Here is a 22,519-nt window from a genome sequence, read left to right on the forward strand (position 1 = left end):
ATCGATTGCCAACCGCATGTAAGAGCTGCCGCGAGATCTCCGCTTTGTTCATAGCCTACAAGCGGCAGCCCAGGAAAGTCGGTCGCAACGATTGTGATAAGATCCGACCATAGACTTTCTTCTGCATGGTTTTCACGGTTACCATCCAATTCTCATCCGTAGATGTTCATGCTTGACTCTTACTCCTGGCTTCCGAACCGGATCGCGTTTCTAGCTCGTGCCCGTTCAATCTCGATCTCACGGTTTCGCGGTTCGGCATTCGTTACGAGCGAAGCTAATAATTTGCGGGCAGCTTCAGTTACTTCCTCGATGGCCAGTTGAAACGCCTCTTCATTTGCCTTTGAAGGTGAATTGAATCCAGACAGCTTTCTGACGAATTGAAGAGAAGCCGCTTGAATTTCATCTTCCGTTGCTGGAGGGTCGAAATTAAATAGCGTTTTAATATTTCTGCACATCCTGATTACTCCTTTGAGTGTTGGTTTAGGTTTATTTTACATGATCCCTTTCCATACTTCCAAGTGATTACCTTTATTGTCCCCATTGATAATCGGGCTGGGTGTTACCTTCTGCCGCGTGTATCAGGAAATTGGGATTACAAGTGAGTTGGCAAACCATGGAGATACATCTCTATACAGTCTGTGTTTTGTTTCAGCACTGTCATCGTTTGAGGGTTGGGCTGCATGTATATGATGGGAAAGTCCGATTCGTCGTATTCCTCACGTACTGGAAAAGCCAATTTTTCTTTATTAATGGAGAATTCAGCGTTAATCCCAACCTTATTGCCACGCGCATCCAGCCGGATCCATTGTCCAATAGATCTCAAATAAACCGCATTTAAAGCGTGTATGCAGTAACCTGTATCTGGTGTATCGCCAATCGTAAGTCGTTGATAACAAAACCCGGCAGGTACATCTTTGCTTCTTAATAAGCTACACAGGAGATTAGACTTCGCATAACAAATCCCTTCTTTATACAGGAGAACCTCCGAAGCCTTGCATGTGATTCGAGTACTTTGAATGTCCCAGGAATGGGAGATCTCATCACGAACAAATTCATAGGCCTTTCTTACAAAGTCTTGCTCATTGGATGATGCAGCGTATAATTCTGATGCAATTTCTTGGATGTCCGGATGACGAAAGTCGAGCTCTTCCGTTTCAGCCAAATAATCGTCCAATGAATTCGATTCACATGACAAAATCAATCTGATCACCTCAATTGTTCAATAATATGTTAACTTCAGAATAGATTCAGTTAATCTTTAACGATTAACCCGAAGAGATTTGCGAATACGTAAGCTTGTTCCCGGGAAATGATACAACCTCTCAGATCCTCTACCTCAACGCCTAATCCATCAAATTCGCAATCGCTCAAATCCATTCCTTCTAAATTCACACCCGCTAATTGAGCTTGATCGATATTGGTCTTGAGCAATGACATTTTTTTCAATTTGGAGTTGTACAAATCCGCATTCTGGAACGAACATTCATGGATTATGACCTGCTTGAACTGCGCAAAACGAAATGTGGCGTAATTGCCCATACAATGACTAAAGACAACATTCATGATCGTAGATTGAGACAGATCTGTTCCGACAAGCTTACAGTTTCTGAACTCTGTTCGATGTATAATTGCGTAACTGAAATCAACATTCGATAGGTCACATTTCTCGAATATAACGTCCGTGAGCTCAATCTGATGAAAGGATGAGTCCGTGAAGGTTACGTTATTGAATATGATTTTGTCAAAGGATACTTTGCCAGCTTCACGATTATCCAAGGAAACGTCACTCACGACGCCCATTTCGAAGAAATCCTCCGATTGTATGTCTGGAATGCTAAGTTCGGGTAGATTCACGGGTATTCTAGGTGATTCTAATTTCAAATCTTTCTTTATATTTATCATGCAGCTTCCTCACTTTGGATCGAATTAATAAGTTACTTTTCAAGAGCTTATTCCCTTGTTCTTATTCACAGACTATCAGAACATGTGTTTGTAAGCAAGCCTTGAATCCCCCGCATCTCCCCCTCTTCATTAATGCAATACCTCATGTCCATTACAATTCTCCCACAGTGGAAGATTTTATAATATCGCTTGCTCGTGACGTAACGTCATATGCTTAAATGGAAGCAAGGAGGTGAACGTATGAATGAAACACTATATACCGTGGGCCGACTAGCGGAACTTACCGGTACAACAATCCGGACCATTCAATATTATGACAAAATCGGTCTGCTAGTGGCCAAACGCTACGGCGACAAAAACTCGAGGCTTTATAATGAAAGCGATTTGGTGAAGCTGCAGCAAATTCTTTTCTACAGAAAACTGGGTCTGTCTTTAAAAGAAATCCAACAAAACTGCTTAAGCTACAATAATCACCAGGATTTGATGCGAATCTTAGAACAGCAGCAAGAGATGCTTTTCAGGAAGGAAATGGAGATTAAAGCGGATATGGCCGTCATTGGTGCCATCCTATCAACGATGACAACGGATAACGATTATAACTTGGAAGCGATCATGAAGCTAACCCTTCACTTGAATAAAAGCACCATATTGGAATACACAAATATCGCGTTTGATCCTAAGACGACTGCTGCCTTTCAAGAGAATGATCCCGATCATGATAAGACCGTTGAGATTTACTGGAGATGGAAAAGATTGCTCTTGGAAGCCATCTCCCTGAAGTATAACGGAATCAAGCCCGATAGCGATTCTGGTTATCGGCTCGGCAAGAAATGGGCTGCCTTCATCCATCTGGCGACGAATGACAATAAAGAGATGATGGAGGCTTATTTGAGAACCAATCAACAGAGTGAGAGCTGGCCTGCTGAGGACAAATTATTAATGGATTATTGCGATGATTTTATCGAAAATGCTTATCATTACTATCTTAGGAAAGAGGATTTGACATGAAGAGGTTTATGAAGAGGTTTCTCATTGGATTTCTTGTTATAGTCATCGTGGGTACGGCGCTTCTATTTATATTTAGGGATGACTCCACGATCGGCCATTTCACCTCCGACGAAGGCGAGCAGGATTTCCAATCCGCATACCAGGAAGCGATGTCACTCCTTCCGCAGCCGGTTGATACACGTGACATAGAGACGGAGTTTGGCACCGTCCGTATCTACTATTTCACGAAGGAGGAGAACAAGCACAAGGAGCCCATTCTTCTGCTGCCAGGTCGCTCTTCCTCCACTCCCATGTGGGAACCTAACTTGGAGGGACTGATGGGTGAAAGGCCCGTGTATACAATTGATCTGCTCGGAGAGCCGGGAATGAGTGTTCAGACTAAAGAGATCAAAACTCAGGAAGACCAGGCTCAATGGCTGCATGAAGTACTAACTTCTCTGGATGTAGACAACGTGCACCTTATGGGTGTATCCATCGGTGGATGGACGACAATGAATCTGCTCCGTTATAATCCAGAGAAGATAGCTTCAGTTAGCTTGCTGGATCCTGTCTTCGTCTTTCAACCTATCTCGATCAAAATGATCCTTGCATCCATCCCAGCCTCTGTTCCCTTCGTACCGAAATTCATCCGGGAAAAGATGCTAAGTTACATCGCCGGTGGAGCCAAAGCCGATGACAGTGAACCCATTGCTAAATTAATCGAGTCAGGCATGCGCAACTATAAACTCAAATTGCCGGGACCGGATCAAATAAGCGATGAAGAGTTGAAAAGCATATCGGTACCCGTTCTGGCGATCATGGCCGAGAACAGTACGATGCATAATTCTGAACAAGCTGTAGCCCAAGGAAAGAAGCTAGTACAAGATATTGATATTATGAATTGGCCGAATGCATCGCATGCCATCAATGGGGAGTTCGCGGATGAAATCAATACGAGAATACTCGAGTTTGTGAAGCTGCATTCCCGTGATGACAACGGTAGTTAAACGGACTTATGAGATCTCGATGACCATACGTTAGTCTAAGTCGCAATCCATCATTGAAAGAACCTTGGAAATTCCTCTTTTAAGTGGTAGATATCGTTTTCTTTGAAGAAGCTCAGGCGTTCCCTCTTTACCGGATCCAAGACTTCGGATTGCTCCAGATTCACTTCAGAGAGATATCTTCTTGTCCATTCTCTTGGTGAATCATAGAACTGGATGATTTCGTTGTAAGCATACGTAGGTATCAACTCCAGATCCAGTGCCTGTTTAAATAAGGATGGGTCTACGCTTAGAGGTGCAACGACATGAACATGGCTGCGCGCCAGACTATCCCTACCTACTTGACTGCGGACGGCTACGGTTAGCGTTTCGGTAAGACTCACTCCGGCCTTACTCAATATCGGTATCCATCTATTCACATAACTGCTGGCTTGATTAATGATATCGGATACGTGCAAGACCTCCATGTCCTTTATGGCGAGGTCGAGCGGCTTGCCCTCATGATCGGTGACGAACAAGTCTCCGGATTTGAATAGGAAAATATGAGGAATCCCCAGTCTAGCAGCAACGGGAATTGAAAAGAACCAATCTCTGCGTTCACCGCCGGAAATGATGGACGGTCTGGTGCTGCTATGCGATAGATAATAATCGACCAGCGTATCAATGGATTTCAAGTACGACGGATCATCTTGTACCGTTTGATTAATCATGGCAGCGATCTCAATCACTTGCCGCTCTCTTGACTCTGTCTCTTTTAAGAGATTCGTAATTTGCGTTAATAGGTGCTTGGCAGCATGTGCACCAGCGATATTCTGGGTGTTGATATAGTATGGACCCGGTCTTCCTGACGTATACCAGAAGGCATCATCATGTTGGTTCGTTCTAACGGCCAATCCCTTCGTATCTATTAATCTCTCTAATAGCATTCGAGATGCATCCATATTCGACATGTCCCTCACCTCTTTTTCCATAATCTCACTGGTTATTGTACTTTAATCTGGCATTCATTAACAATATGTACTTATTATTTCTAGTCTATGATCGTGAAGCACTTCGAAAAATAGGCCTGTGCTGCCGTCCATATACGAAGAAGCAGGCCGCCGCGGCGACCTGCTCGACATTATAAAGTCAAACATAATTTAGAGTGCTAACATCCTATATCATGCATTACTCGCTAATAGCTGCAGATAGCCATGCGCGATTGTGATTCCAGTTCACTTCTACCGGTGTTTCAAAAAAATCGGATAACACAGCGCTGCTTAGTACTTCATTGGTTCGCCCTTGAGCAAACACCGTTCCACGCCGGATCAGAATCGTATGCGTAAAATTCGGAACGATTTCCTCGATGTGGTGGGTTACAAACAGCATGTGAGGCGCCTCCGGAGCTGCTGCCAGCTCTCGGATGCTCTTGAGCAACGCTTCTCTCGATATAAAATCCAGACCATTGCAGGCTTCATCCAAAACCAGCAGCTTCGGAGAAGCCATCAACGCCCGGGCAATCAAGATCTTCTGCTTCTCCCCTTGTGAACAGCCCTGATAGACACGGTCAATGAGATGGGCGCACCCAAGCTGCTTCATCCACATCGCCGCCTGTTCGTAGTCCTCTTCGGTCGGTTTATCATAGAGACCAATCGATGCATGCTTGCCGCTAATGACGACATGCTGGGTACGTTCATTCGCATGGATTCTTTCCTGCAGCGAAGAGCTGACCCAGCCGATCGATTTGCGCAGCACGCGGAGATCCACCTCACCAAAGCGATGACCCAAGACCGAAACTTGACCCTCTGTCGGCCAGATATAGCCATTAATCATATTAAGAAGCGTCGTCTTCCCTGAACCGTTCAAGCCCAGCACAGCCCAGTGCTCGCCAGGATTGACCCTCCAATTCACATGATCGATTATGGTTTGGTTATCTCTCCGCCAGGACACGTCCTTAATATCAATAACTGAATTCATGGTGTAAACTCCCATCCTCTGATTTCAACATGGATACAGCAACGTAGTATGTGATTGCTATCGATTATTATTTGGCCACGATTCCAGGATTAGCATTCATTATTGCCTCAGTAGTCTTCCAAAGTCGAGGCAGAAACTGAATGCCGTCCTCGGATCGATGGCGTAAATCCTGTGCCGAGTTTATACCAAGGTCAGCTACCATCGCCTCAAAAGCAGGAACAAGCGAATGCTGCAATTCCGGAGGAGCATCGGCAGCAAGAATCTTGTGACAGCGTGCGAAGGTCGCAACGATCCAGAAAATCGCTTCATGATGATTTCCGCTGTGAATGAGATCAAGACTACCGTCGATCGCGATCGATCGCGCTGAAGCTGTAATATCCGTACTGAAGAAGAACGGTGTCGTGGCCACGGCTGCAGCGGCATCGAATGTGCGAGCTAGCTCATTGAGATGATGCTCAACACGTTGAGGCGTCAGATGTGTACAGCCGAGCAGCTCCAATAGTTCGGGATAGAGACTAGCATGTCCGTATTCCGTAAGAACTTCACGGGCAGCAAGGTAACGGAGCCGCACAGTGGGATTACGGAGCGCTGCTACGAGAAGGACATGGGTCATAACAGCAGTCGGGAACAGCCATGAGGTCACACGATCATGCAGCGGTGCTGAGATATCGATCGCCCTAAGCCCATTCTCCACCTTCTGCCGGGCATTCTCACATCGGCGCTCTACCCACTCCCGCTCAGCGAAGTGCTGAGATACCTGAGTTTGCAATTGCCGCAAATGTCCCGTAGGATCAATAATGATGGTGTCCATACGAAAACTGCCTGCGAGGTGATAGGAGCTCAGAATCTCTTCGAATGAAGCGAACTCATTCCAGGATAGATAGGTGATCTCCAGCAGAGCGCCTTGGAAGACGAACTTCCCGAGCTTGAGCGGAGGCTCTTTCTCGGCTGTAACGACCACGACGTCAATATCTGAAGCAGCGGATAACTCCTGATCGTCAGGGAGCCCAACCGTCGAACCGCTGAAATAAGCCCCCCGAAACCAATTCTCCCGGCTGGCAAACTTCATCACCCATTCCGTCGCTGCAGTTCTCGCGTTTCCAACTCTCATCAATATCAACCTCCTATTATAAAGTTTCACTTGACGGCATTATAGATTAATCGTAAGGATGACTCTTTACCCCCCATTCATATCCAATAAGACTACAAACAGACCGCCTTCAAGCAGTCTGTTCTCGTGGGTTTATGGACTTTATCAAATTTCACAGGATGCATACACCGCTTGTTCAAACTCTTTGGCTACAGGGGAACTCGCTCCGCCAATATTAGATAGATTCATCATGAGCAAAGCAGCCAGTCCCTTCTCAGGATCTACCCAAAAATGAGTGCCGTATGCCCCGCTCCAACCATAGCTGCCATTCGTCAGAGAAGTATCGGCATTCTCTTTATCCACAATAACACGAACCCCAAGCCCCCACACTTGGCCTGCATACAATTTCTCAGGCAATTGATTCGAACGCATCTCTATGATCGACTCTCTCTTGAGTATGCGCACCCCCTCATACTCCCCTTCATTAACTAACATCTGAACAAACCGAAGATAGTCCTGCGCCGTTCCGAACAGTCCAGCTGCGCCCGAAAAATACCCGTTACGGTTGGCATCCACAATCGATGCGAGCAAGTCGGTACGGGTTACATCATTGAGGCTGCCTTCGTTCGCTTCATAAAGCACAGCTGTTCTTTTCTTCTGCTCTTCCGATAAAATAAATCGGGTATCGGGCATCTGCAGCGGTTCGAATAGATGTGTGATTAAGAATTGTTGTAAATCAAGACCGGATACCACTTCAATAATTCTACCTAGAATATCAAAAGCAAGTAACCCACTATATCCAGTCGCGGTTCCCGGCTGAAAATCAAGAACGATTGTACTCCACTTGGAAATCCGTTCTTCCAACGTATCCTCTGCTGACATAACCTTCGCACTAGCTTCCTGACTGACCTGGCCCATTCCAAGACCACTCGTATGATTTAGCAGATCTATGATGCAGATGTATCGTTCTGCAGGTTCAACCGCATAATCTGAAGCATTCTCTCCTGCCGAGCGATCTGATACGACAGCTTTCATAGCAGCATACTCAGGCAAGTAAGCATGAATTGGATCGGTAAGCTTGAGCTTCCCTTGCTCCACTAATAGTAAAGCTGCCACCGCTAGGATCGGCTTGGTCATGGATGCAAGGCGATATATCGTATTGGCCTTCACTTCTTCTTTCTTATCCATATTCGCGTATCCGACTGTCTGGGAATAGATGATTTGTCCATTCTGCAGAACAACAGCTGCTGCTCCTGCAATTTCATTGTTATCAATACGTCTGATCAAATTTTCAGTTATAGCTGTCATTGGATCACCTTCTATTCTGTACTTGTTCTCCTACAAACTATACCATAATTTGTGAGATATGATTTATAACTTTGCTATTAACGGAACCTTAATCGTTGTCATAGCGCTACGTTTCTGCTCATCATTGATATGGGTATAGATCATCGTGGTTTCGATCGAAGCATGGCCCAACAATTCTTTTACGACCCGTATATCGACCTGATTATTCAGAAGCATCGTCGCGAAAGAATGTCTTAGTTTATGACATGACAGTTTCAAATCTGTCAGATGGGGATGATCTAATTTAAAATCATCAAAGGTTTGTGAAGCTATCTTTTGAATCTGGCGTATGGACAGTCTTCTCCCTTTCTGAGAAACGAAGAACGCATCCTCTTTGATGCTATATGGTTTAATTCTAGCCTCTTCAACTATAGAAAGGTACTGGATTAACAGCTCAGGAAGCGGAATCTCATTCCACTTTCGCCCTTTGCCTAGAATCTCTAACGTACCCTTGGCTTTTTTGAAATGGGATAGATTAATTTTGTGCACCTCGCCTACACGCAATCCGCAATAGCCCATCAATAGAAAGATCGTTATATTCCGATCGCGGTAGCGTCCATCCACATAAGTAAGTGCTTTCTCAAGGTCGTCTTCTTCCAAATATACAGGATTTCGATTCTTCTCTGTTTTGGACTTTTTCACTTCTAAGGCGGGATTTCTGGATGCCAACTCAAAATCGATCAAAGCCGCATAGAAAGACCTGATCGCGGAGAGGGAACGATTCCTCGTCTTATCCCCCGCAGTATCCTGCTTGGATACCAGGAAACTGACGACATTCATCTTCCCCGCCTGCTGCACGGGCATTTCGTCTAATGAAAGCAAATAGTCGTTCACTTCCCGCAGATACTCTTTCTTCGTCGCTTCCGTATACCCGGATTGTTTCATCCAGATCGTAAACGCTTGAAGAGCCTTTGCATAGGTTTCTTCCAATAGGTAATTTCTAGCCATGGTGCTTCCTCAGTATATTCATGTCTGAATCTCTCTTCTAGTTGGTATTTTCCAGGAAATAACTCGCGTTTCTACAAAAGAATAAGTAGCTCATCCTCATCTATCCGTGACTCGTTAAACAAATCGTTTCCAAATAAAAGTACGTCAAATATTTGTTTCGCGCAGTTATTATAGCATATATACGTTCCCTCAAAGAAATCAATCCGATCCCTTTATATGATGTGCCACATTATATGCGCTGATTATTCCCTTCTAAAATCCTAAGTTCCCCCTTTAGTAACGAAAAACGGCTACGGCAACCCGTTTTGCCGGTTGCCGTAGCCGTATTGTGTTCGAAAGAGTATATTACTGGAATGCGGTTGCCAAGATCGATTCAAAGCTTTGTGGTGGTTGGCCAGACAGTTTCTCAATGTCTCCAGTAACGATATCAAAGTCCCCATTAGAGAAGTTCTGTTGAATACTCACAATGCTAGTGATAACGTCTGTCGGAAGTCCCATCTGCTGGAGCTGTCCTTGGAGCATCTCAAGTGGCAGTGTCATGAACGCCAATGGTTTACCGCTAGCTTTAGCGATAGCACCAGTCATACTTACTGATCCGGTCCCTGTATAGATTGCACCATTATGACCTTCGCTGACCAGAAGTCCGGCTGCAGCTGCTGCGAGGTCGTCGCGTGAGAGAAAGGCGACTTTGTTTTCAGTGAGACCCGTGAGCACGCCATGTGCTAAAGACATCTGTGCTTCCTTAATGATGGCCTCTGCATAGTAGTTCATACGCAGTATGTCCTGATCTTCAACGGTACCCCTCTATTCTTACGTCAGACGAAGATCGTCCGTAAATGTGCCGGCCGGCACCTTTACTTATCCGTTCGCCAATTTAAGAATCCAGTCTTTGATATCAACAATTCGCAGTGTTTTGGGCCGGGTCTTCGTTCCGGATACGATTAATGGAACTAAGGAATCCAATTCATGCAGTGAACCGTGCGCACCTCCGCCGACGTGGGTAGGGGAACTTTCACCGATGAGTTCATAACCGGGCTGTACCGTAACGACAACGTAGCTTCCGTCATGAGAATACATGGCCCCATATAATCGTGCGAGTACGTCGGGATACTTTCCATACTTCAGTTTATTGTTCGTTATCGAAATATCCACGAGTTCGGGGTCGCCCGATAATGTCCACGATTGCCCGTATTCATCCGAGTATTTTACACCGGGACGATATGTGAACATTTTGTCGCTCTTCCCTGCAGCAATACGAATATTTTCCCCGTCTTTCATGGCAATGATATCGAGCTTCTTCTCGTTTTTCAGAAGCTTCACGATATCGGGTAGCGCGATCTTGGGATCGATCGCATACACATAAGCCATCCGTTCGTTAGTGGAAATCACGATTTGGTCTTCACTGCTTACGGATTCATTCAATTTTGCGATGCGGTACCGGTTCAATAGCGGCCTTAAATCAACAATGGATCTATCCCGATCATCATATACATAGCTTTGCGCACTGTCTCCCATGACGATCCATACCGAGCTTTTCAAAGCTTGCTCCCATGAACCGTAAGCGTTAAGCACGTCCTGCAGTGCTTGATCGGCTTTCTCGATCCCCCCCAACTCGGCAGGGCCTTTTCTATGTACGGTATTATCATTTTCCGGAAAGTAAGCGATGGTAACATTCGGAAGTTTGTTTTGTTTAATCAAATATGCGAGCTCTTGCGCAGAAAATTCGTCATTCATACCGAATTTTTTCCAAGCTGGGGTATTCCAGTCATTCTTCGGATTTTGTTGCGCAAGCGCCGCGTAGGATAACCATTTCGGCCCCGTTACGTTGATGTGTTCCGGCAAACGCGTACTGTAAGCGATCCACGGCGGTACATTCAGGGTATGCTGCGTTTTCCCCCTGAAAATTATGGCATTGACCGAAGCCGAGTCTTTCCCTTTTTCCGCCAATTCTTCGTGAATCGTTTTCGTTTTTTTGTTCAATTGAACTTGATTTAACTGGTAAACGGCATCTAGAAAGACTTGCAGTTGATCGATTTTTAGCGATTCCTTGGCGCCATTGCCGTAGAAAATCATGCGATTTTCTGCGCTGCTGTACCAGACAAGTCCAGGCACATGGTGCCGGTCCGCATACGTTCCCGTTAATAACGAGCTGTCAATCGTCACGGACATCGTGGGAAACGAACTGACGACATTTTGATAATATTGCCCGTTTTTTATCAGATACTGCAATGCGGGAGCACGTCCTTCTTGTATCGCTTTAAGCAGAGACTTGTTTATTATAGAATCAATCATAATCAAGACGACAGGTTTGGCGGTTTGATTGGACGCGATATTTGACTTGGCCTTCAGTTGATTCGTCTGTTCGCCGGTTTCCGTCCGACAACCGGCAGTAACAAGTAAACTTAGACATAACACAAGCATAATGGCATTCCTATTTCTTGCGAGCATCGGCTTACCCCTTTTTAATCTCCAAGTTTAAATGAAAGAGACAATACCCTGAAATGTCCCTTCCCTCTTTTTACGAACAATGATCCATTTACTTTACATGTTCCATCGCCCTTTTTCGGAAGAGAATTCGGTTGAACAATCCTGCGGGCATGTCGTATACCGCATTGGCAGCCGTACAAGCGACAACGTGACGGCCTGCGTAAAGAGGATCGACAAACTTAGTACTTCTCAACAGCGTCTCTTCCGTAAAACCCGTTTTCGCCAATGCTTCGTCGAGCTCTTTCTTTGCCGCCTGCTTAGCCTTGAACAGCATCATCTGCACCCGGCTGTAAACGTTGATCGCCCCGTCGCCGGTCGTCTCGATCGGCAGAAAGATAGCATCAGGGTATCTTTCGGTGATCAACGGTTGGACACCGTCCGATACGCCGGAAGATGGCATGCATCCGAATGGCTTGACGGAGATGGTCATATTGACTTTTCGTTTGACCACGTTCAGAATCAGTTTGCCTACTTCCATATGGCCTTCTCCGCCTCGCAGCTGGTTGTTGTAATGGTCATGCGCAACCCTTGGATATCTCATCCGTGTCAGGCAAATGATAACCGTGAAGTCTGATCATCCGGGCGTAGGTTTTGAAAATGGATTCCCCGGTCGGCAAGTGCCAGCATGCATAACGTAGGTTTTTTCCCTTTTAATCCGTGATGTCCGGTATCCGCCTCCCGTAAACTCATCCGCATCCGGGTATCATACCGTCCCGACCAGATAAGGAACAGAATCCAAGCGGTAACCGATCAGAAAGCTGACGAAAAACGAAGTGTCCAATTTAAGAAAGATTCTCCGCCGGTGACTTGTTTAAATAAAAAATCATAGTTGGTATCCTGCGTAAAAATATGGCGCTCTATACAAAATACATCTAAATGCTTAACCGAAGTTTAAGTACCGAAAGAGATACAGACTAAGGAGGCGAGACGAAACCATTGCTTTGGATCATTATTGCTCTCATGGTGTTTATCATCCAAATCGCATCCATCATCATCGTCGAATATCGCCGACCGAACAAAGCGGTTACTTGGCTTATCGTCTTGTTTATCTTCCCGCTGCTCGGTTTCTTTCTGTATTATTTCTTGGCGAAAGAATACTCTTGCCAACGTACTCTTCGGCGTAAGAATAATAGGCATTGGAAACAATTCAAGGCCGACCTTATCAATCGGTGCAACCGGCGAATAACCAAAGATATGCCCGAGGCAAACGTATGGCGAGAGAACATCATGCATGCATCTCTCAAAAACATAACCTCTGTTCCCATTACGGCTTGCAATGAAGTGACGGTCTATACCGAAGGGGAAGAAGCCTATGAATCAATGTTGGAATCGATTGCCGCGGCCAAGCACCATATCCATATAGAATTTTACATTATACGCGATGATTATCTCGGTACCCGATTCAAGCAGTTGTTGATCCGGAAAGCGCGGGAAGGGATCAAAGTACGGCTGTTATATGATGGGATCGGCAGCCGTCTATTGGGGAAAGTCTTTTTACAACAGCTCCGGGATGCCGGCGTGGAAACAGGGTGTTTTTTTCCTCCGCTCGTCACATTCTTCGATAAGCGGATCAATTACCGCAATCACCGCAAAATCGTGGTTGTGGATGGGAAAATCGGTTTCTTCGGCGGGTTGAATATCGGGGATGAATACGTGGGCAAGGATCCGAAATTCGGTTACTGGCGGGATACTCATTTCTGCTTAACAGGGGATGCGGTACTGTGGATTCAATATACTTTTTTGACGGATTGGTATTTGGTCAAAGAGCAAACCATAACCGATTCTGTGTATTACCCCATTCAGGAATGTCCAGGGAAAGAACTTGTGCAAATCGTAAAAAGCGGTCCGGACGAAACGATACTGGAGCTTATATTCTCCATCATCGTCACGGCAAAGAAGCGGATTTATATTGAGACGCCTTATTTCATTCCTGACCCCGGCGTCTTATTGGCTCTAAAAACAGCCGTCATCAGCGGAATCGACGTTCGGGTCATTATACCAGCCGTTCCTGATAAAAAACTTATTTATAACGCTTCTTTGTCCTATGTCCAGGAATTGCTGCAGGCAGGAGTACGGTTTTATTGCTATCAAAAAGGGTTCATCCATGCCAAAGTGATTATTTCCGATAACTTGGCATGTTCCGGCAGCGCAAATATGGATATGCGCAGCTTTTGCGGACAGTTTGAACTCAATGCGGTTTTTTTTGACGGGAAGGTTGTTGACCGATTGGTACAGGATTTTTACCGGGATCTTAGCACAAGCAATGAAATTTTGCTGTCCGAATTCGAAAAGCGGTCCAGGATTCAGAAGACGAAAGAAGTTTTTGCCCGGTTGCTCTCGCCGTTATTTTAGATTGTGCGGTCTTTTACCAAAAGAAAAAATCCCACCTTAGCAAGTTAAGGTGGGATTTTCATCGATGTTGGTTTTATCGAGCATTCGGAAATATTCTTGCCACCATCTCGTTGAATTGTTCCACAAAGCCGATAACCGGCCTTCCTTGTTGAACGTCTTCGACATACTTATTGATGCGGTCCGTAAATTGCGGATTCGTGGATACATAGACATTCTGGATATCGGAATCCGTCTTTCTCACTTGCTTTGCGATCTGATCTTCAATTTCCCGTGTCATTTTCTTTTGATCTTCATCAAGCGCTGCTGCAACATAAGCATTACGCCGAGTAACAAGTACATTGGCTCGCTCAACGCCTTTAAGTTTTGTTATATTTTCCGCAGCCAAATTGGCGATTTCAACCTGGTCCTCTGCATTTTTAAGACCATCGTTGTCATTGTAAGTTCCGAAATTGTTAGTATCGAGCCGGTCATTCCGTTCATCGGTTAATCTCTGATTATCAATATCTCCCAGTGGACGATTAATCCGATTATCCGCATCATTGTTACGATCGCGAAAAATTTCAGGTCCTCGGTAATTGTCTCGTGTTTGCTGTCTCACCTGATTATTGTCGGTTTGCGTGTTGGTACATCCGGTTGCAAACAACATTAGGCTTGTTGTCAACATAATCGAAACCTTAAAAGTGCTCATACGTTTCTTCATATGAAGGCTTCCTTTCTTTTTTAGAATAGTTTTCTCTTTCGAGCCAGTGTCCATACATTCACAATAGCAAGTCAAGTCCGCAGCGAAACTTCTAACCAAACCGGCACAACTTGATCCTCCTCCGGTTCACGCATTTTAGAACTCATTTAATTATTTGTTCAAAAGGCCAATATCACACCACGAAGAGTTTTCCACATGAGGAAAAGCACTTTTTCACATTTTTTTCCTTGAATGATTGGCGGGCAACGGAGTTAAATTATTCTTTGTTAAATTAAAGAACGGTGGTGAACATTTATTACATGCCTTTATCTCCACACATGTATCATTGGCTAGTCCGACCGAAGTGGCTCACAAAAAAATATATACATGACCATATAACAAGCCATTTCCATTTGGAGAACAAGACGGTCCTTGATTTCGGATGCGGCACCGGCGCGAATTGCAGCATTTTCAAACCCAGCTTCTATTTGGGCATCGAGCCGGATGTCAAGAGGGTTGAGCTTGCAAATCGGCTGTATCCTAACCATCGCTTTGTGTCATTTAAAGAAAATAGGATTCCGGTTCAAAATGATTCCATTGACCTTATCTTCATTGTCGCAGTTCTTCACCATATCGACGATGAGCAAATCAAGCGCTATCTGCTTGAGTTCGAGAGGGTGTTGAAACCGGCCGGGAAAATCATTGTCATGGAGCCGTATTTGTGCGATCGAACAAAATGGAACAACCGGTTTATGAATTGGTACGATGACGGAGAATATATTCGAAACGAAAACAGCTATTTGAATTTGTTTCAAGCGGGGCAGTACGAGTGCCAAGTATTGAAGAGATTTACGAAGTGCTTCCTTTACAATGAGCTATTTTTTACCGCTACCCCCAAAAACGAAATCCCTTCCGATCATTTTACACATGAAGCCTTCCACTACGCTTATGAAGGAGGTGATTTGGGTGACAGTTTTGTCCCAAGTTAAAACTTGCGTCGCTTCTTTGAAGAGCGCGCAAGCCAGCCTTGAACAATTTGCATTGGCGACCCAAAATCAAGAGGCTAAAACGCTTTTCACGAATGCAGCGCAGCAAACGGATCAAATCATTCAACAAGTGGAAGGCCGCGTTCCACAACTGGAAAACGAAGAGCCCCAGTATAAAGGATTTTAAATTCAGCCGTGATAGAAGCCGATTTCCCATTCCACGGATTGGGCAAATCGGCTTTTGCTTCACTTTTACATGCTCATTCCAATCAGAAGTTAATTGTTGAATCCTTTCAATCGCACCCTAACGGTGACGACGGGGGGCCGAGTGATGTCTTAACAGTTTTCAAAACAAGTACGGCATCGTTAAGCTTAGCCAATGGGAAGTCCCACTTTTTATTCGAATAATACCAATCGAACTGGGTATCCTGCTAAAATGAGGGGTGTAACCAAAATCAATTCTGCATCCTAAATATAACCCCTCTTTATGATAAATCCCCGCTCGGCACTATGCCTAGCGGGGATTCTGTTATTCAAACTTAACGCACGATTGCTTGGGACAAAACTGCTTCATTCCATCCCATCTCCCCCAAATACACCCTCTGCAAATTGTCGGTTGTTTCGGTTTAACGTCGACAATACTTATCCTGGACAATTAAATTCCTCCCACAAACTGAAATCACGCTATCAATTTGTGTATTTTCGGAACTATTTATTCAATGCATCAGCCTACAAGTGAATGAAGCACCTTACTGGATAAAAGTCTAATCATAGCGGAGGCTAAGGACACAAGTTCTTGTCAATTTTATTTCGACAAGAACTTGTGTCCTTTAAACTTAAAAGTCGCAACTATGCGATTTTAAAGAAAGTATGTTCTAGTCACTCGACAATTTATGCTGGGTGTGACCCTTCTTCATTCTTTCACAGAGCTTCCATTCGTTAAACTTAACCTTGCGTTTAAAAATTAAAATTATGGTTATTGTTTTTGATATCGATCATCGTAGCGAGAATAATCGAGCCGAAAGCTGTATAGATCCCTACAAAGTAAAGCGACATTTCGCTTTTTGGTATGAAAGCGACACTGAATACAGCGAGATAATCAATTATCGTCCATAGTGAGCTTTTTAATGCGATGAAGTCTTTACGAAACAAATTAAGCATGAATACGTCCTCCCTTGGCGGTAAAATAGATGATGTCTTCTAAGGAAGGTTTATCCAAAAGAGCGTAACTGCCAAACAACTGTTCAGCCTTCTGTTATACTGATAAACATTAGATACTCATCTAATCGAAGAAGTATATAAGTTCTTGTCAATTTCGGCCAAAAAGCGCATTCTAAAAAGGGCTGTGAGGTTTCTCGACAGCCTGAATGAATGCCGCAATCTATGCGGTTTTCAAAGTCTATATTACGGTGTGGTCTGCGCAGTTCACGAAATCCGAAACTGTTTACTTTGATAAAAAGCAAGCAGAAGGCAAACCGTCTAAAGTGGCCGTCATAGCTTGCGTAAACAAGCTGATCCACTGGGTTTATGCGATTCTGACCAAAAAAGAAGCATTTCGTCTAAGCTAAGCAAGAATCACTCACTTTTTAGAAATACCTTCCCATGCTCTTGGGATTAGCTAGAATAGTTGAGCGACCATGAGTGAAAGTCAGACTACCTTATTACCATACAACTGTTAGCTCTACCGGCAACAATTTCGTTTGTGCTACCGTTAACGCATCCAGTTAATTAGTTAAGAAATAAGCTGCCGCGGTTAAAGCATCTTAATCGTAAAAGAAACAGCGGCGGACTAGGACTCGAAAAGTCTTAGACTGCCGCTGCTATTATCGTGCATTTCCCTCATCAATGAAGCGTTTCGTGCTAACTGTCGTTCCGCAAACCAAATGCTGCGACTAAGGCGATGATCACAGCGGCAGTCGCCGCCAGAAAGGCATCCGAATAAGAGACAGCATCCAGCATGTATAAGGGATTCAAGGAATTCTTGGCTTCTCGACGAGCGGATAATAGTGCCCCAATCATTCCCGCTCCTACACCTGCTCCGAGATATAAAGAACCCTGGAATATTCCCATTCCTACACCGACTTGTTCTTTCGTTAGCGCGCTTACCGCAGCGTTGTTGGTAGGGGAATTCGTAAGTGCAAAAGCGATCCCCACGCCCAAGACGCCCGCCGAAACCAAAACGGGAGAAGCACCGGAGGCAAAGGTCGACAAGTAGAAAGTTGAAATCCCCATCACTGTCACACCTGCAATAATCAGCCGTCTTTCTCCCAATCGATCTGAGATACGACCTACTAATGGCGAGAGAATCGCTACAGCCGCCCCTCCCGGTAATAGGATCATTCCCGCTTGTCCGGGGGAAAGTCCGTTCACTTCTACGACCAGCAGCGGAACGAAAACAAGCACTGAAAAATAAGCAAACATCGAAAAAACGACTACAATAACCGAACACACATAGAACCTGTTTTTAAACAAGACTGGCGGCACAAATGGATTCTCTACGGTGACAATGCGCCAGACAAATCCGATCAAAGCCAATAGAGAGCCTATTAGACTGCCTAATGAAGTGAACGAAGCAAAACCGACCGTCTCTCCTTGTGTTACACCAAAGAGAAGCAACCCTGCTGTAAGTCCAAGCAGCGCTCCTCCGATTACATCAAATTTCCGATGCTTTCCGGTCTCAAATGTCGGTTTGATCGCCGGCAGAGCGTAGCGTGCACCAACTACGACAATGATGGTCAGCAAAAACGCAAACCAAAATAGAGATTGCCAACCTAATAATTGACCGACCACTCCTCCAAAAATCGGACCTCCGGCTGTTCCGACACCAATACAGCCTGCTATGATGCCAAGAGCGCCTCCTCGTTGTCCCGGTGGAAAAACCTTAGAAATGGCGACGATGGAAAGAACCGGTATGGCTGACATTCCAGCACCCTGAACCATTCGTCCCAAAACCAAGACGGGAAGGCTTGGAGCGAGAGCACAAATCAGACTTCCCAGCGACAGGATCAATACGGCAAAAGAAAACAGCTTCTTCAGCTCGAAGTAATCAGACATGCTCCCATAAACGGGAACTCCGATCGCCAGTATAAGTGCTATACCGCTCACTACCCAGCTTACTTGAGCTTGCGAAGCTTCCAGTTGCTCGCTAATAAGAGGAAGAACTGGATTGACCATATCCACCGTTATCGCAGCCACTAGGACAGATAGAGCGAATATCATGATTAAGAGTGTTGTAGATACTTGCTTTTGTAACCGTTTAGATTCTGTGGATTGTATATTCGGTTTCATTATATTTGCCTCCTAAAAATAATGTTTTTTTAGGAGGCTAAATCATCCGCTTTTTTCACCAAACTCCTCACACCCCATTGCTCAATGTAAAAAATATACGCTATGTTGTATATGAAAGCAACCTACGTCATTGTTCGTACATCCATTCGCTTCCAATTATCTCTTGGCAATTCTAGTATTTAAAGTGTCTATGAACGAAGCAGGATTTGGGATAAAAAGGTATAATGGATTATATTTAAGGGGGATTGTGATGGATACTGAGAAACGCTCGACATTCAACCATGTCGCAGAACTCTATAATCGTACTCGAAATCGTTATCCCGATCTTTTATTTAATGAGTTGTTCCATTTACTACAGCTGCCTTCCGAAGCACATGCTTTAGAGATAGGTCCAGGGACTGGCATCGCCACAATCGAGCTTGCAAAGTACGGTTTTCGAATCACTGCAGTCGAGCTTGGCGCCGAGATGGCTGCCGTCGCTCGATGCAATCTAGCAGCATTTCCCAATGTCGATATCCAAGTAGCCCCATTCGAGGAATGGAAGCCACCGACTGAACCATTCGACCTTATCCTTTCAGCAACTTCTTTTCATTGGATCGACCCGGAAGTACGATATCAGAAAACAGCATCTATTCTAAGAGTTGGAGGTTATCTGGCAATTATCAACTACCGTCACGTCGCGGGTGGCGATCAGTCTTTTTTTGATCAGGTGCAGCATTGTTATGAGAGATATATGCCAGGTACCCCTCCAAATCTCCGCCTCCCTCAAATTGAGGATATTGCTCCTGCTACGTATGAGCTAGAAGCAAGTGGGCTGTTCGAGAAACCTTCAGTACGAAGATATGTTAGCGAAGAGACCTATAGCTCAAAGCAATATATGGATCTGCTTTCGACCTATTCTGATCACCGAATGCTTGATGAAACCAATCGTAAGCTGCTCTTCGATTGTATAAGTTCCTTGATCGACCAGCAGTATGGCGGTAAAGTAACAAAACGCTATCTCAATGAACTTATTCTAACTCGAAGATGCTAATCGAATATGGTAACTCTTACAGGCAACAAGCAGCCAACATTCATTATCATGTTGGCTGCTTTACTCGCATGTGTGCAATCCCAGTCACGTGCACGCGTTAACGCGTTAAGATTATGTCATCGTATCCGTACTCAACTCTGCAGTGATGATTTCGCACCGATACTTATTAACCAGGTGACCATAGTGTCCCTTCGAGTGTCAATACCCCCTGCCGCATCAAGAGGGGTCTGGTTGGTATAATCAGGGGATCCATTGATGTCGGCTCCTCGTGAGAGCAGGTATTCGGCTGCCCTCCGCTGTCCACCGTGGCACGCTTGCCAGAAAGCTTCGGTAATGTCTTCCGCCGCAGGTGACGAATTGCTGGCTAGAAGTTCCTGTATGCGAGGCATCATCCCAAGCGCTGCCGCGTGCCACAGCCTGTCAACACGGGCGCCCCGCTGTACCAGCAGGCGAGCAACATTCCAACAACCGTAACCCACCGCATTATCCAAAGGGCTTCCGCCGCCGATGGAGCCGCCAAGTCCTTCAATATCGGCTCCCCCATCGATCAACACAGCGGCAACATCCACATCGTCACTGCTGGCCGCCCAATGCAACGGTGTCTCCGAGTACCTCCCCCCAATTATTGGTGCATTTGGGTCAGCACCCTTAGCAATTAGCATCTCTACGATCATAGGTCCGTTGGGGAAGTAGCCGGGCCAGTCACTTACAACATGCAGAGCTGTTCGAGAAATACCTTTACTGTCTTGGACTCTCTGGGATGCCAATTCAGGAAATTCTTCTAGGAGACGATGCAATGCATCTACATCGCCCGTTTGAACCGCATGTACAAACGACACGACTATTGGATCGTTGTGTTTGATGGATTCCATAAATTCGCTCCTTATGCATCAAATAGTAAGAATCTTCAAATCTACAATTGGCTACGATGTAATCTTCATTAGTATGACCTAAAAATATTCCTTAAGAATCATCTCACCCATAATCGTGATAGCTAAACCTAACTTGTAAACTAGTGTAAGCATTCACGTAATAACGCAGGCTCTATAGAACGGATACGATCCATTTAATCCAGTAGGCAGCCGGTATCAGTAATACCTGAGCAAGAACCGTTCCTAATAATCGTGAAATCATTAACATCCCAAATATCCGATGAAGTACAGCGAACTCTCGTTCTCCTCGAAGAACTTTATCGGTCATTAAACCAATTTGAGGATCAATAAGTATGGTCAATAATAGGGTCGCTATCCCATTAATTAAACCTGAAGATTGCGATGCGGCAATCGAATAATCCGCGGTTAATGTTGAAGCAAGAAGCGCGGCCAACACACCAATGGTGTAAATTGCAGTCACCACACAATTAAGAACGACTATCCTTTTGGGTAAGCTGCCGATCCTCAATCGTGACAACATGGAAAGCTTGGGATATCTCAAATGATACCGAGCGTTCTGTAGCTTTTGAATAGATACCGAAGAACGCACCATTCGGGGTATGGAACCTGCCACTTCAAAATGGGATATTACTCTGGAAGAGAGTATAACAGCTGACGGGAACAACAATAATGCTGTAAATGTTCCCATAGTAGCTGCACCAATAATAATCCGCAGCTGGTCAATTAGATTATAATCTACATGAAGTTTTGCGGAGTCTATGATCTTACCGGTAAGTGGAGCCTGAATCATATTAGCTGTTCTTGAAACGAGGAGGATTATTCCCGACAGGGATAAAGCAACTGCCAGTTTCCCTAAACGGACCCCCGCCGAGCGAAGTGAGTAAGTCAGTGTCTCTGTAAGATGAATAACAAATGTAAATAGCGATACAAGCATGACCTGCTCTAGCATATCCCACACCTCATTATGATCCCAGGTAACGAGCAACTTATGCCTAATTATAAATAGAGATAACATAGCTAAAAAGAGAAATAAACATCTACATTTATTTCCAGTTTTTTTCATGAGATTCTATTGAGGAATAATGCATGATGGGAAGAAGAACTCGAATTGGATACAAAAAAAAGCCCTTCTTTTGCATGAAGCAAACGAGAGCTCCTTTTTCTATCGTTGGTCAAGATGGCTAATACCGGCTCTTATTTATTGCCTTGGATTTCTTGCAAGTAATCGTCCAGCCGATCAAACCGGTCTTCCCACATGCTGCGAAAGGTTTGCAGCCAGGAGTCCATTTCCTGAAGAGGCTCAGACCGTAGTTGGTAGAATCGGCGGTTGGCATCTGGATGCACCTAGACAAGGTGTGCTTCATGGAGCACTTTCAAGTGCTTGGAAACTTGAGGCTGCCGAATATGAAGACGGTCGGCGATTTCTGTTACGGTTAGAGGGCCATATCGAAGCAGTTCGACCATTTGCAATCGGTTGGGTTCAGCTAGCGCGCTCAAAGTTGTTATATTCATATCTTCCCCCTCCGATCCGCTTGGCTTGACAGTAACGGATACTCATCATAGAAAT

At 44.9% G+C, this 22,519-nt stretch carries 21 protein-coding genes and 3 pseudogenes; 7 read left to right on the forward strand and 17 right to left on the reverse strand.

Annotation, left to right across the window (positions count from 1 at the left end; genetic code table 11):
- Nucleotides 1-179 precede the first annotated feature (179 nt).
- From NNL21_RS00545 to NNL21_RS00555, 3 genes are all read right to left on the reverse strand, one after another.
- Nucleotides 180-455 carry a DUF2277 domain-containing protein gene (locus NNL21_RS00545; protein WP_204815465.1) on the reverse strand — a complete coding sequence of 92 codons (276 nt, stop codon included), beginning with the start codon at nt 453-455 and terminating at the stop codon, nt 180-182.
- 137 nt (nt 456-592) lie between these two features.
- Entirely contained in the window at nt 593-1,201 is a 609-nt protein-coding gene (locus NNL21_RS00550; protein WP_204815466.1) for a transglutaminase-like domain-containing protein, read from the reverse strand.
- A 50-nt stretch (nt 1,202-1,251) separates the two neighbouring features.
- Entirely contained in the window at nt 1,252-1,800 is a 549-nt protein-coding gene (locus NNL21_RS00555) for a pentapeptide repeat-containing protein (RefSeq protein WP_309145298.1), read from the reverse strand.
- Nucleotides 1,801-2,142: 342 nt separating this feature from the next.
- Between NNL21_RS00555 and NNL21_RS00560 the strand changes: the two genes are divergently transcribed.
- Nucleotides 2,143-2,910, forward strand: coding sequence for a MerR family transcriptional regulator (locus NNL21_RS00560; RefSeq protein ID WP_204815468.1), 768 nt, complete (start codon nt 2,143-2,145; stop codon nt 2,908-2,910).
- A 68-nt stretch (nt 2,911-2,978) separates the two neighbouring features.
- Nucleotides 2,979-3,896 carry an alpha/beta fold hydrolase gene (locus NNL21_RS00565; RefSeq protein ID WP_204816705.1) on the forward strand — a complete coding sequence of 306 codons (918 nt, stop codon included), beginning with the start codon at nt 2,979-2,981 and terminating at the stop codon, nt 3,894-3,896.
- Nucleotides 3,897-3,946: 50 nt separating this feature from the next.
- Here NNL21_RS00565 and NNL21_RS00570 read toward each other — a convergent pair whose 3' ends face one another.
- From NNL21_RS00570 to NNL21_RS00605, 8 genes and pseudogenes are all read right to left on the reverse strand, one after another.
- The gene (locus NNL21_RS00570; RefSeq protein ID WP_204815469.1) at nt 3,947-4,843 is read right to left on the reverse strand and encodes a hypothetical protein; all 897 of its coding nucleotides are present in this window, start codon (nt 4,841-4,843) and stop codon (nt 3,947-3,949) included.
- A 217-nt stretch (nt 4,844-5,060) separates the two neighbouring features.
- The gene (locus tag NNL21_RS00575) at nt 5,061-5,849 is read right to left on the reverse strand and encodes an ABC transporter ATP-binding protein (protein ID WP_204815470.1); all 789 of its coding nucleotides are present in this window, start codon (nt 5,847-5,849) and stop codon (nt 5,061-5,063) included.
- Between the two features lie 67 nt (nt 5,850-5,916).
- On the reverse strand, nt 5,917-6,960 hold the full coding sequence (locus tag NNL21_RS00580) for a hypothetical protein (protein WP_204815471.1): 1,044 nt from the start codon (nt 6,958-6,960) through the stop codon (nt 5,917-5,919).
- 144 nt (nt 6,961-7,104) lie between these two features.
- Complete coding sequence (locus NNL21_RS00585) at nt 7,105-8,247, reverse strand: serine hydrolase domain-containing protein (RefSeq protein WP_204815472.1); 1,143 nt, start codon at nt 8,245-8,247, stop codon at nt 7,105-7,107.
- A gap of 63 nt (nt 8,248-8,310) precedes the next feature.
- Nucleotides 8,311-9,234, reverse strand: coding sequence for a tyrosine-type recombinase/integrase (locus NNL21_RS00590; protein WP_204815473.1), 924 nt, complete (start codon nt 9,232-9,234; stop codon nt 8,311-8,313).
- 345 nt (nt 9,235-9,579) lie between these two features.
- Nucleotides 9,580-10,005, reverse strand: coding sequence for a Rossmann-fold NAD(P)-binding domain-containing protein (locus NNL21_RS00595; protein WP_204815474.1), 426 nt, complete (start codon nt 10,003-10,005; stop codon nt 9,580-9,582).
- A gap of 87 nt (nt 10,006-10,092) precedes the next feature.
- Complete coding sequence (locus NNL21_RS00600; RefSeq protein ID WP_204815475.1) at nt 10,093-11,682, reverse strand: alkaline phosphatase family protein; 1,590 nt, start codon at nt 11,680-11,682, stop codon at nt 10,093-10,095.
- Nucleotides 11,683-11,770: 88 nt separating this feature from the next.
- Nucleotides 11,771-12,471, reverse strand: a pseudogene (locus NNL21_RS00605) (2-hydroxyglutaryl-CoA dehydratase); the annotation flags it as partial.
- Between the two features lie 186 nt (nt 12,472-12,657).
- On the opposite strand from NNL21_RS00605, the gene cls reads away from it, so the two are divergent.
- On the forward strand, nt 12,658-14,073 hold the full coding sequence (gene cls / locus NNL21_RS00610) for a cardiolipin synthase (protein WP_204815476.1): 1,416 nt from the start codon (nt 12,658-12,660) through the stop codon (nt 14,071-14,073).
- Nucleotides 14,074-14,146: 73 nt separating this feature from the next.
- Here cls and NNL21_RS00615 read toward each other — a convergent pair whose 3' ends face one another.
- Nucleotides 14,147-14,773: a YhcN/YlaJ family sporulation lipoprotein gene (locus NNL21_RS00615; RefSeq protein WP_204815477.1), complete on the reverse strand. Its 627-nt coding sequence runs from the start codon at nt 14,771-14,773 to the stop codon at nt 14,147-14,149.
- 392 nt (nt 14,774-15,165) lie between these two features.
- On the opposite strand from NNL21_RS00615, the gene NNL21_RS00620 reads away from it, so the two are divergent.
- Nucleotides 15,166-15,741 (forward strand): class I SAM-dependent methyltransferase, encoded by a 576-nt coding sequence (locus NNL21_RS00620; protein ID WP_256554985.1) that lies wholly within the window; start codon nt 15,166-15,168, stop codon nt 15,739-15,741.
- A complete protein-coding gene (locus NNL21_RS00625) occupies nt 15,719-15,925 on the forward strand; it encodes a DUF1657 domain-containing protein (RefSeq protein WP_204815478.1) in 207 nt (68 codons plus the stop codon). Before NNL21_RS00620 ends, NNL21_RS00625 begins: the two co-directional genes overlap by 23 nt.
- 770 nt (nt 15,926-16,695) lie before the next feature.
- Here NNL21_RS00625 and NNL21_RS00630 read toward each other — a convergent pair.
- Entirely contained in the window at nt 16,696-16,899 is a 204-nt protein-coding gene (locus NNL21_RS00630) for a hypothetical protein (protein WP_256554986.1), read from the reverse strand.
- A 284-nt stretch (nt 16,900-17,183) separates the two neighbouring features.
- On the opposite strand from NNL21_RS00630, the pseudogene NNL21_RS36690 reads away from it, so the two are divergent.
- Nucleotides 17,184-17,306 (forward strand): annotated as a pseudogene (locus NNL21_RS36690) (IS110 family transposase); the annotation flags it as partial.
- Between the two features lie 292 nt (nt 17,307-17,598).
- Here the strand turns inward: NNL21_RS36690 and NNL21_RS00635 are convergent.
- The gene (locus NNL21_RS00635) at nt 17,599-19,026 is read right to left on the reverse strand and encodes an MFS transporter (protein WP_204815479.1); all 1,428 of its coding nucleotides are present in this window, start codon (nt 19,024-19,026) and stop codon (nt 17,599-17,601) included.
- Nucleotides 19,027-19,276: 250 nt separating this feature from the next.
- Here NNL21_RS00635 and NNL21_RS00640 point away from each other — a divergent pair, with 250 nt between their 5' ends.
- Nucleotides 19,277-20,059 (forward strand): class I SAM-dependent methyltransferase, encoded by a 783-nt coding sequence (locus tag NNL21_RS00640; RefSeq protein ID WP_204815480.1) that lies wholly within the window; start codon nt 19,277-19,279, stop codon nt 20,057-20,059.
- Nucleotides 20,060-20,190: 131 nt separating this feature from the next.
- Here NNL21_RS00640 and NNL21_RS00645 read toward each other — a convergent pair whose 3' ends face one another.
- From NNL21_RS00645 to NNL21_RS00655, 3 genes and pseudogenes are all read right to left on the reverse strand, one after another.
- Entirely contained in the window at nt 20,191-20,931 is a 741-nt protein-coding gene (locus NNL21_RS00645; RefSeq protein ID WP_204815481.1) for an ankyrin repeat domain-containing protein, read from the reverse strand.
- Between the two features lie 172 nt (nt 20,932-21,103).
- Nucleotides 21,104-21,901 (reverse strand): lipid II flippase Amj family protein, encoded by a 798-nt coding sequence (locus tag NNL21_RS00650; protein ID WP_204815482.1) that lies wholly within the window; start codon nt 21,899-21,901, stop codon nt 21,104-21,106.
- A 245-nt stretch (nt 21,902-22,146) separates the two neighbouring features.
- Nucleotides 22,147-22,464 (reverse strand): annotated as a pseudogene (locus NNL21_RS00655) (ArsR/SmtB family transcription factor).
- Between the last annotated feature and the right edge of the window lie 55 nt (nt 22,465-22,519).

Origin of the sequence: Paenibacillus mendelii (assembly GCF_024498075.1) — a bacterium.
Taxonomy (GTDB): Bacteria; Bacillota; Bacilli; order Paenibacillales; family Paenibacillaceae; genus Paenibacillus_Z; species Paenibacillus_Z mendelii.

What these genes read in the sequence shown, in the direction of transcription:
- NNL21_RS00650 (WP_204815482.1), bottom strand. Translation starts at nt 21,901, where the DNA reads ATGCTAGAGCAGGTCATGCTTGTATCGCTATTTACATTTGTTATTCAT.
- NNL21_RS00555 (WP_309145298.1), bottom strand. Translation starts at nt 1,800, where the DNA reads ATGGGCGTCGTGAGTGACGTTTCCTTGGATAATCGTGAAGCTGGCAAA.
- NNL21_RS00585 (WP_204815472.1), bottom strand. Translation starts at nt 8,247, where the DNA reads ATGACAGCTATAACTGAAAATTTGATCAGACGTATTGATAACAATGAA.
- NNL21_RS00595 (WP_204815474.1), bottom strand. Translation starts at nt 10,005, where the DNA reads ATGAACTACTATGCAGAGGCCATCATTAAGGAAGCACAGATGTCTTTA.
- NNL21_RS00635 (WP_204815479.1), bottom strand. Translation starts at nt 19,026, where the DNA reads ATGAAACCGAATATACAATCCACAGAATCTAAACGGTTACAAAAGCAA.
- NNL21_RS00630 (WP_256554986.1), bottom strand. Translation starts at nt 16,899, where the DNA reads ATGCTTAATTTGTTTCGTAAAGACTTCATCGCATTAAAAAGCTCACTA.
- NNL21_RS00580 (WP_204815471.1), bottom strand. Translation starts at nt 6,960, where the DNA reads ATGAGAGTTGGAAACGCGAGAACTGCAGCGACGGAATGGGTGATGAAG.
- NNL21_RS00590 (WP_204815473.1), bottom strand. Translation starts at nt 9,234, where the DNA reads ATGGCTAGAAATTACCTATTGGAAGAAACCTATGCAAAGGCTCTTCAA.
- NNL21_RS00600 (WP_204815475.1), bottom strand. Translation starts at nt 11,682, where the DNA reads ATGCTCGCAAGAAATAGGAATGCCATTATGCTTGTGTTATGTCTAAGT.
- NNL21_RS00615 (WP_204815477.1), bottom strand. Translation starts at nt 14,773, where the DNA reads ATGAAGAAACGTATGAGCACTTTTAAGGTTTCGATTATGTTGACAACA.
- NNL21_RS00560 (WP_204815468.1), top strand. Translation starts at nt 2,143, where the DNA reads ATGAATGAAACACTATATACCGTGGGCCGACTAGCGGAACTTACCGGT.
- NNL21_RS00575 (WP_204815470.1), bottom strand. Translation starts at nt 5,849, where the DNA reads ATGAATTCAGTTATTGATATTAAGGACGTGTCCTGGCGGAGAGATAAC.
- NNL21_RS00640 (WP_204815480.1), top strand. Translation starts at nt 19,277, where the DNA reads ATGGATACTGAGAAACGCTCGACATTCAACCATGTCGCAGAACTCTAT.
- NNL21_RS00645 (WP_204815481.1), bottom strand. Translation starts at nt 20,931, where the DNA reads ATGGAATCCATCAAACACAACGATCCAATAGTCGTGTCGTTTGTACAT.
- NNL21_RS00545 (WP_204815465.1), bottom strand. Translation starts at nt 455, where the DNA reads ATGTGCAGAAATATTAAAACGCTATTTAATTTCGACCCTCCAGCAACG.
- NNL21_RS00570 (WP_204815469.1), bottom strand. Translation starts at nt 4,843, where the DNA reads ATGTCGAATATGGATGCATCTCGAATGCTATTAGAGAGATTAATAGAT.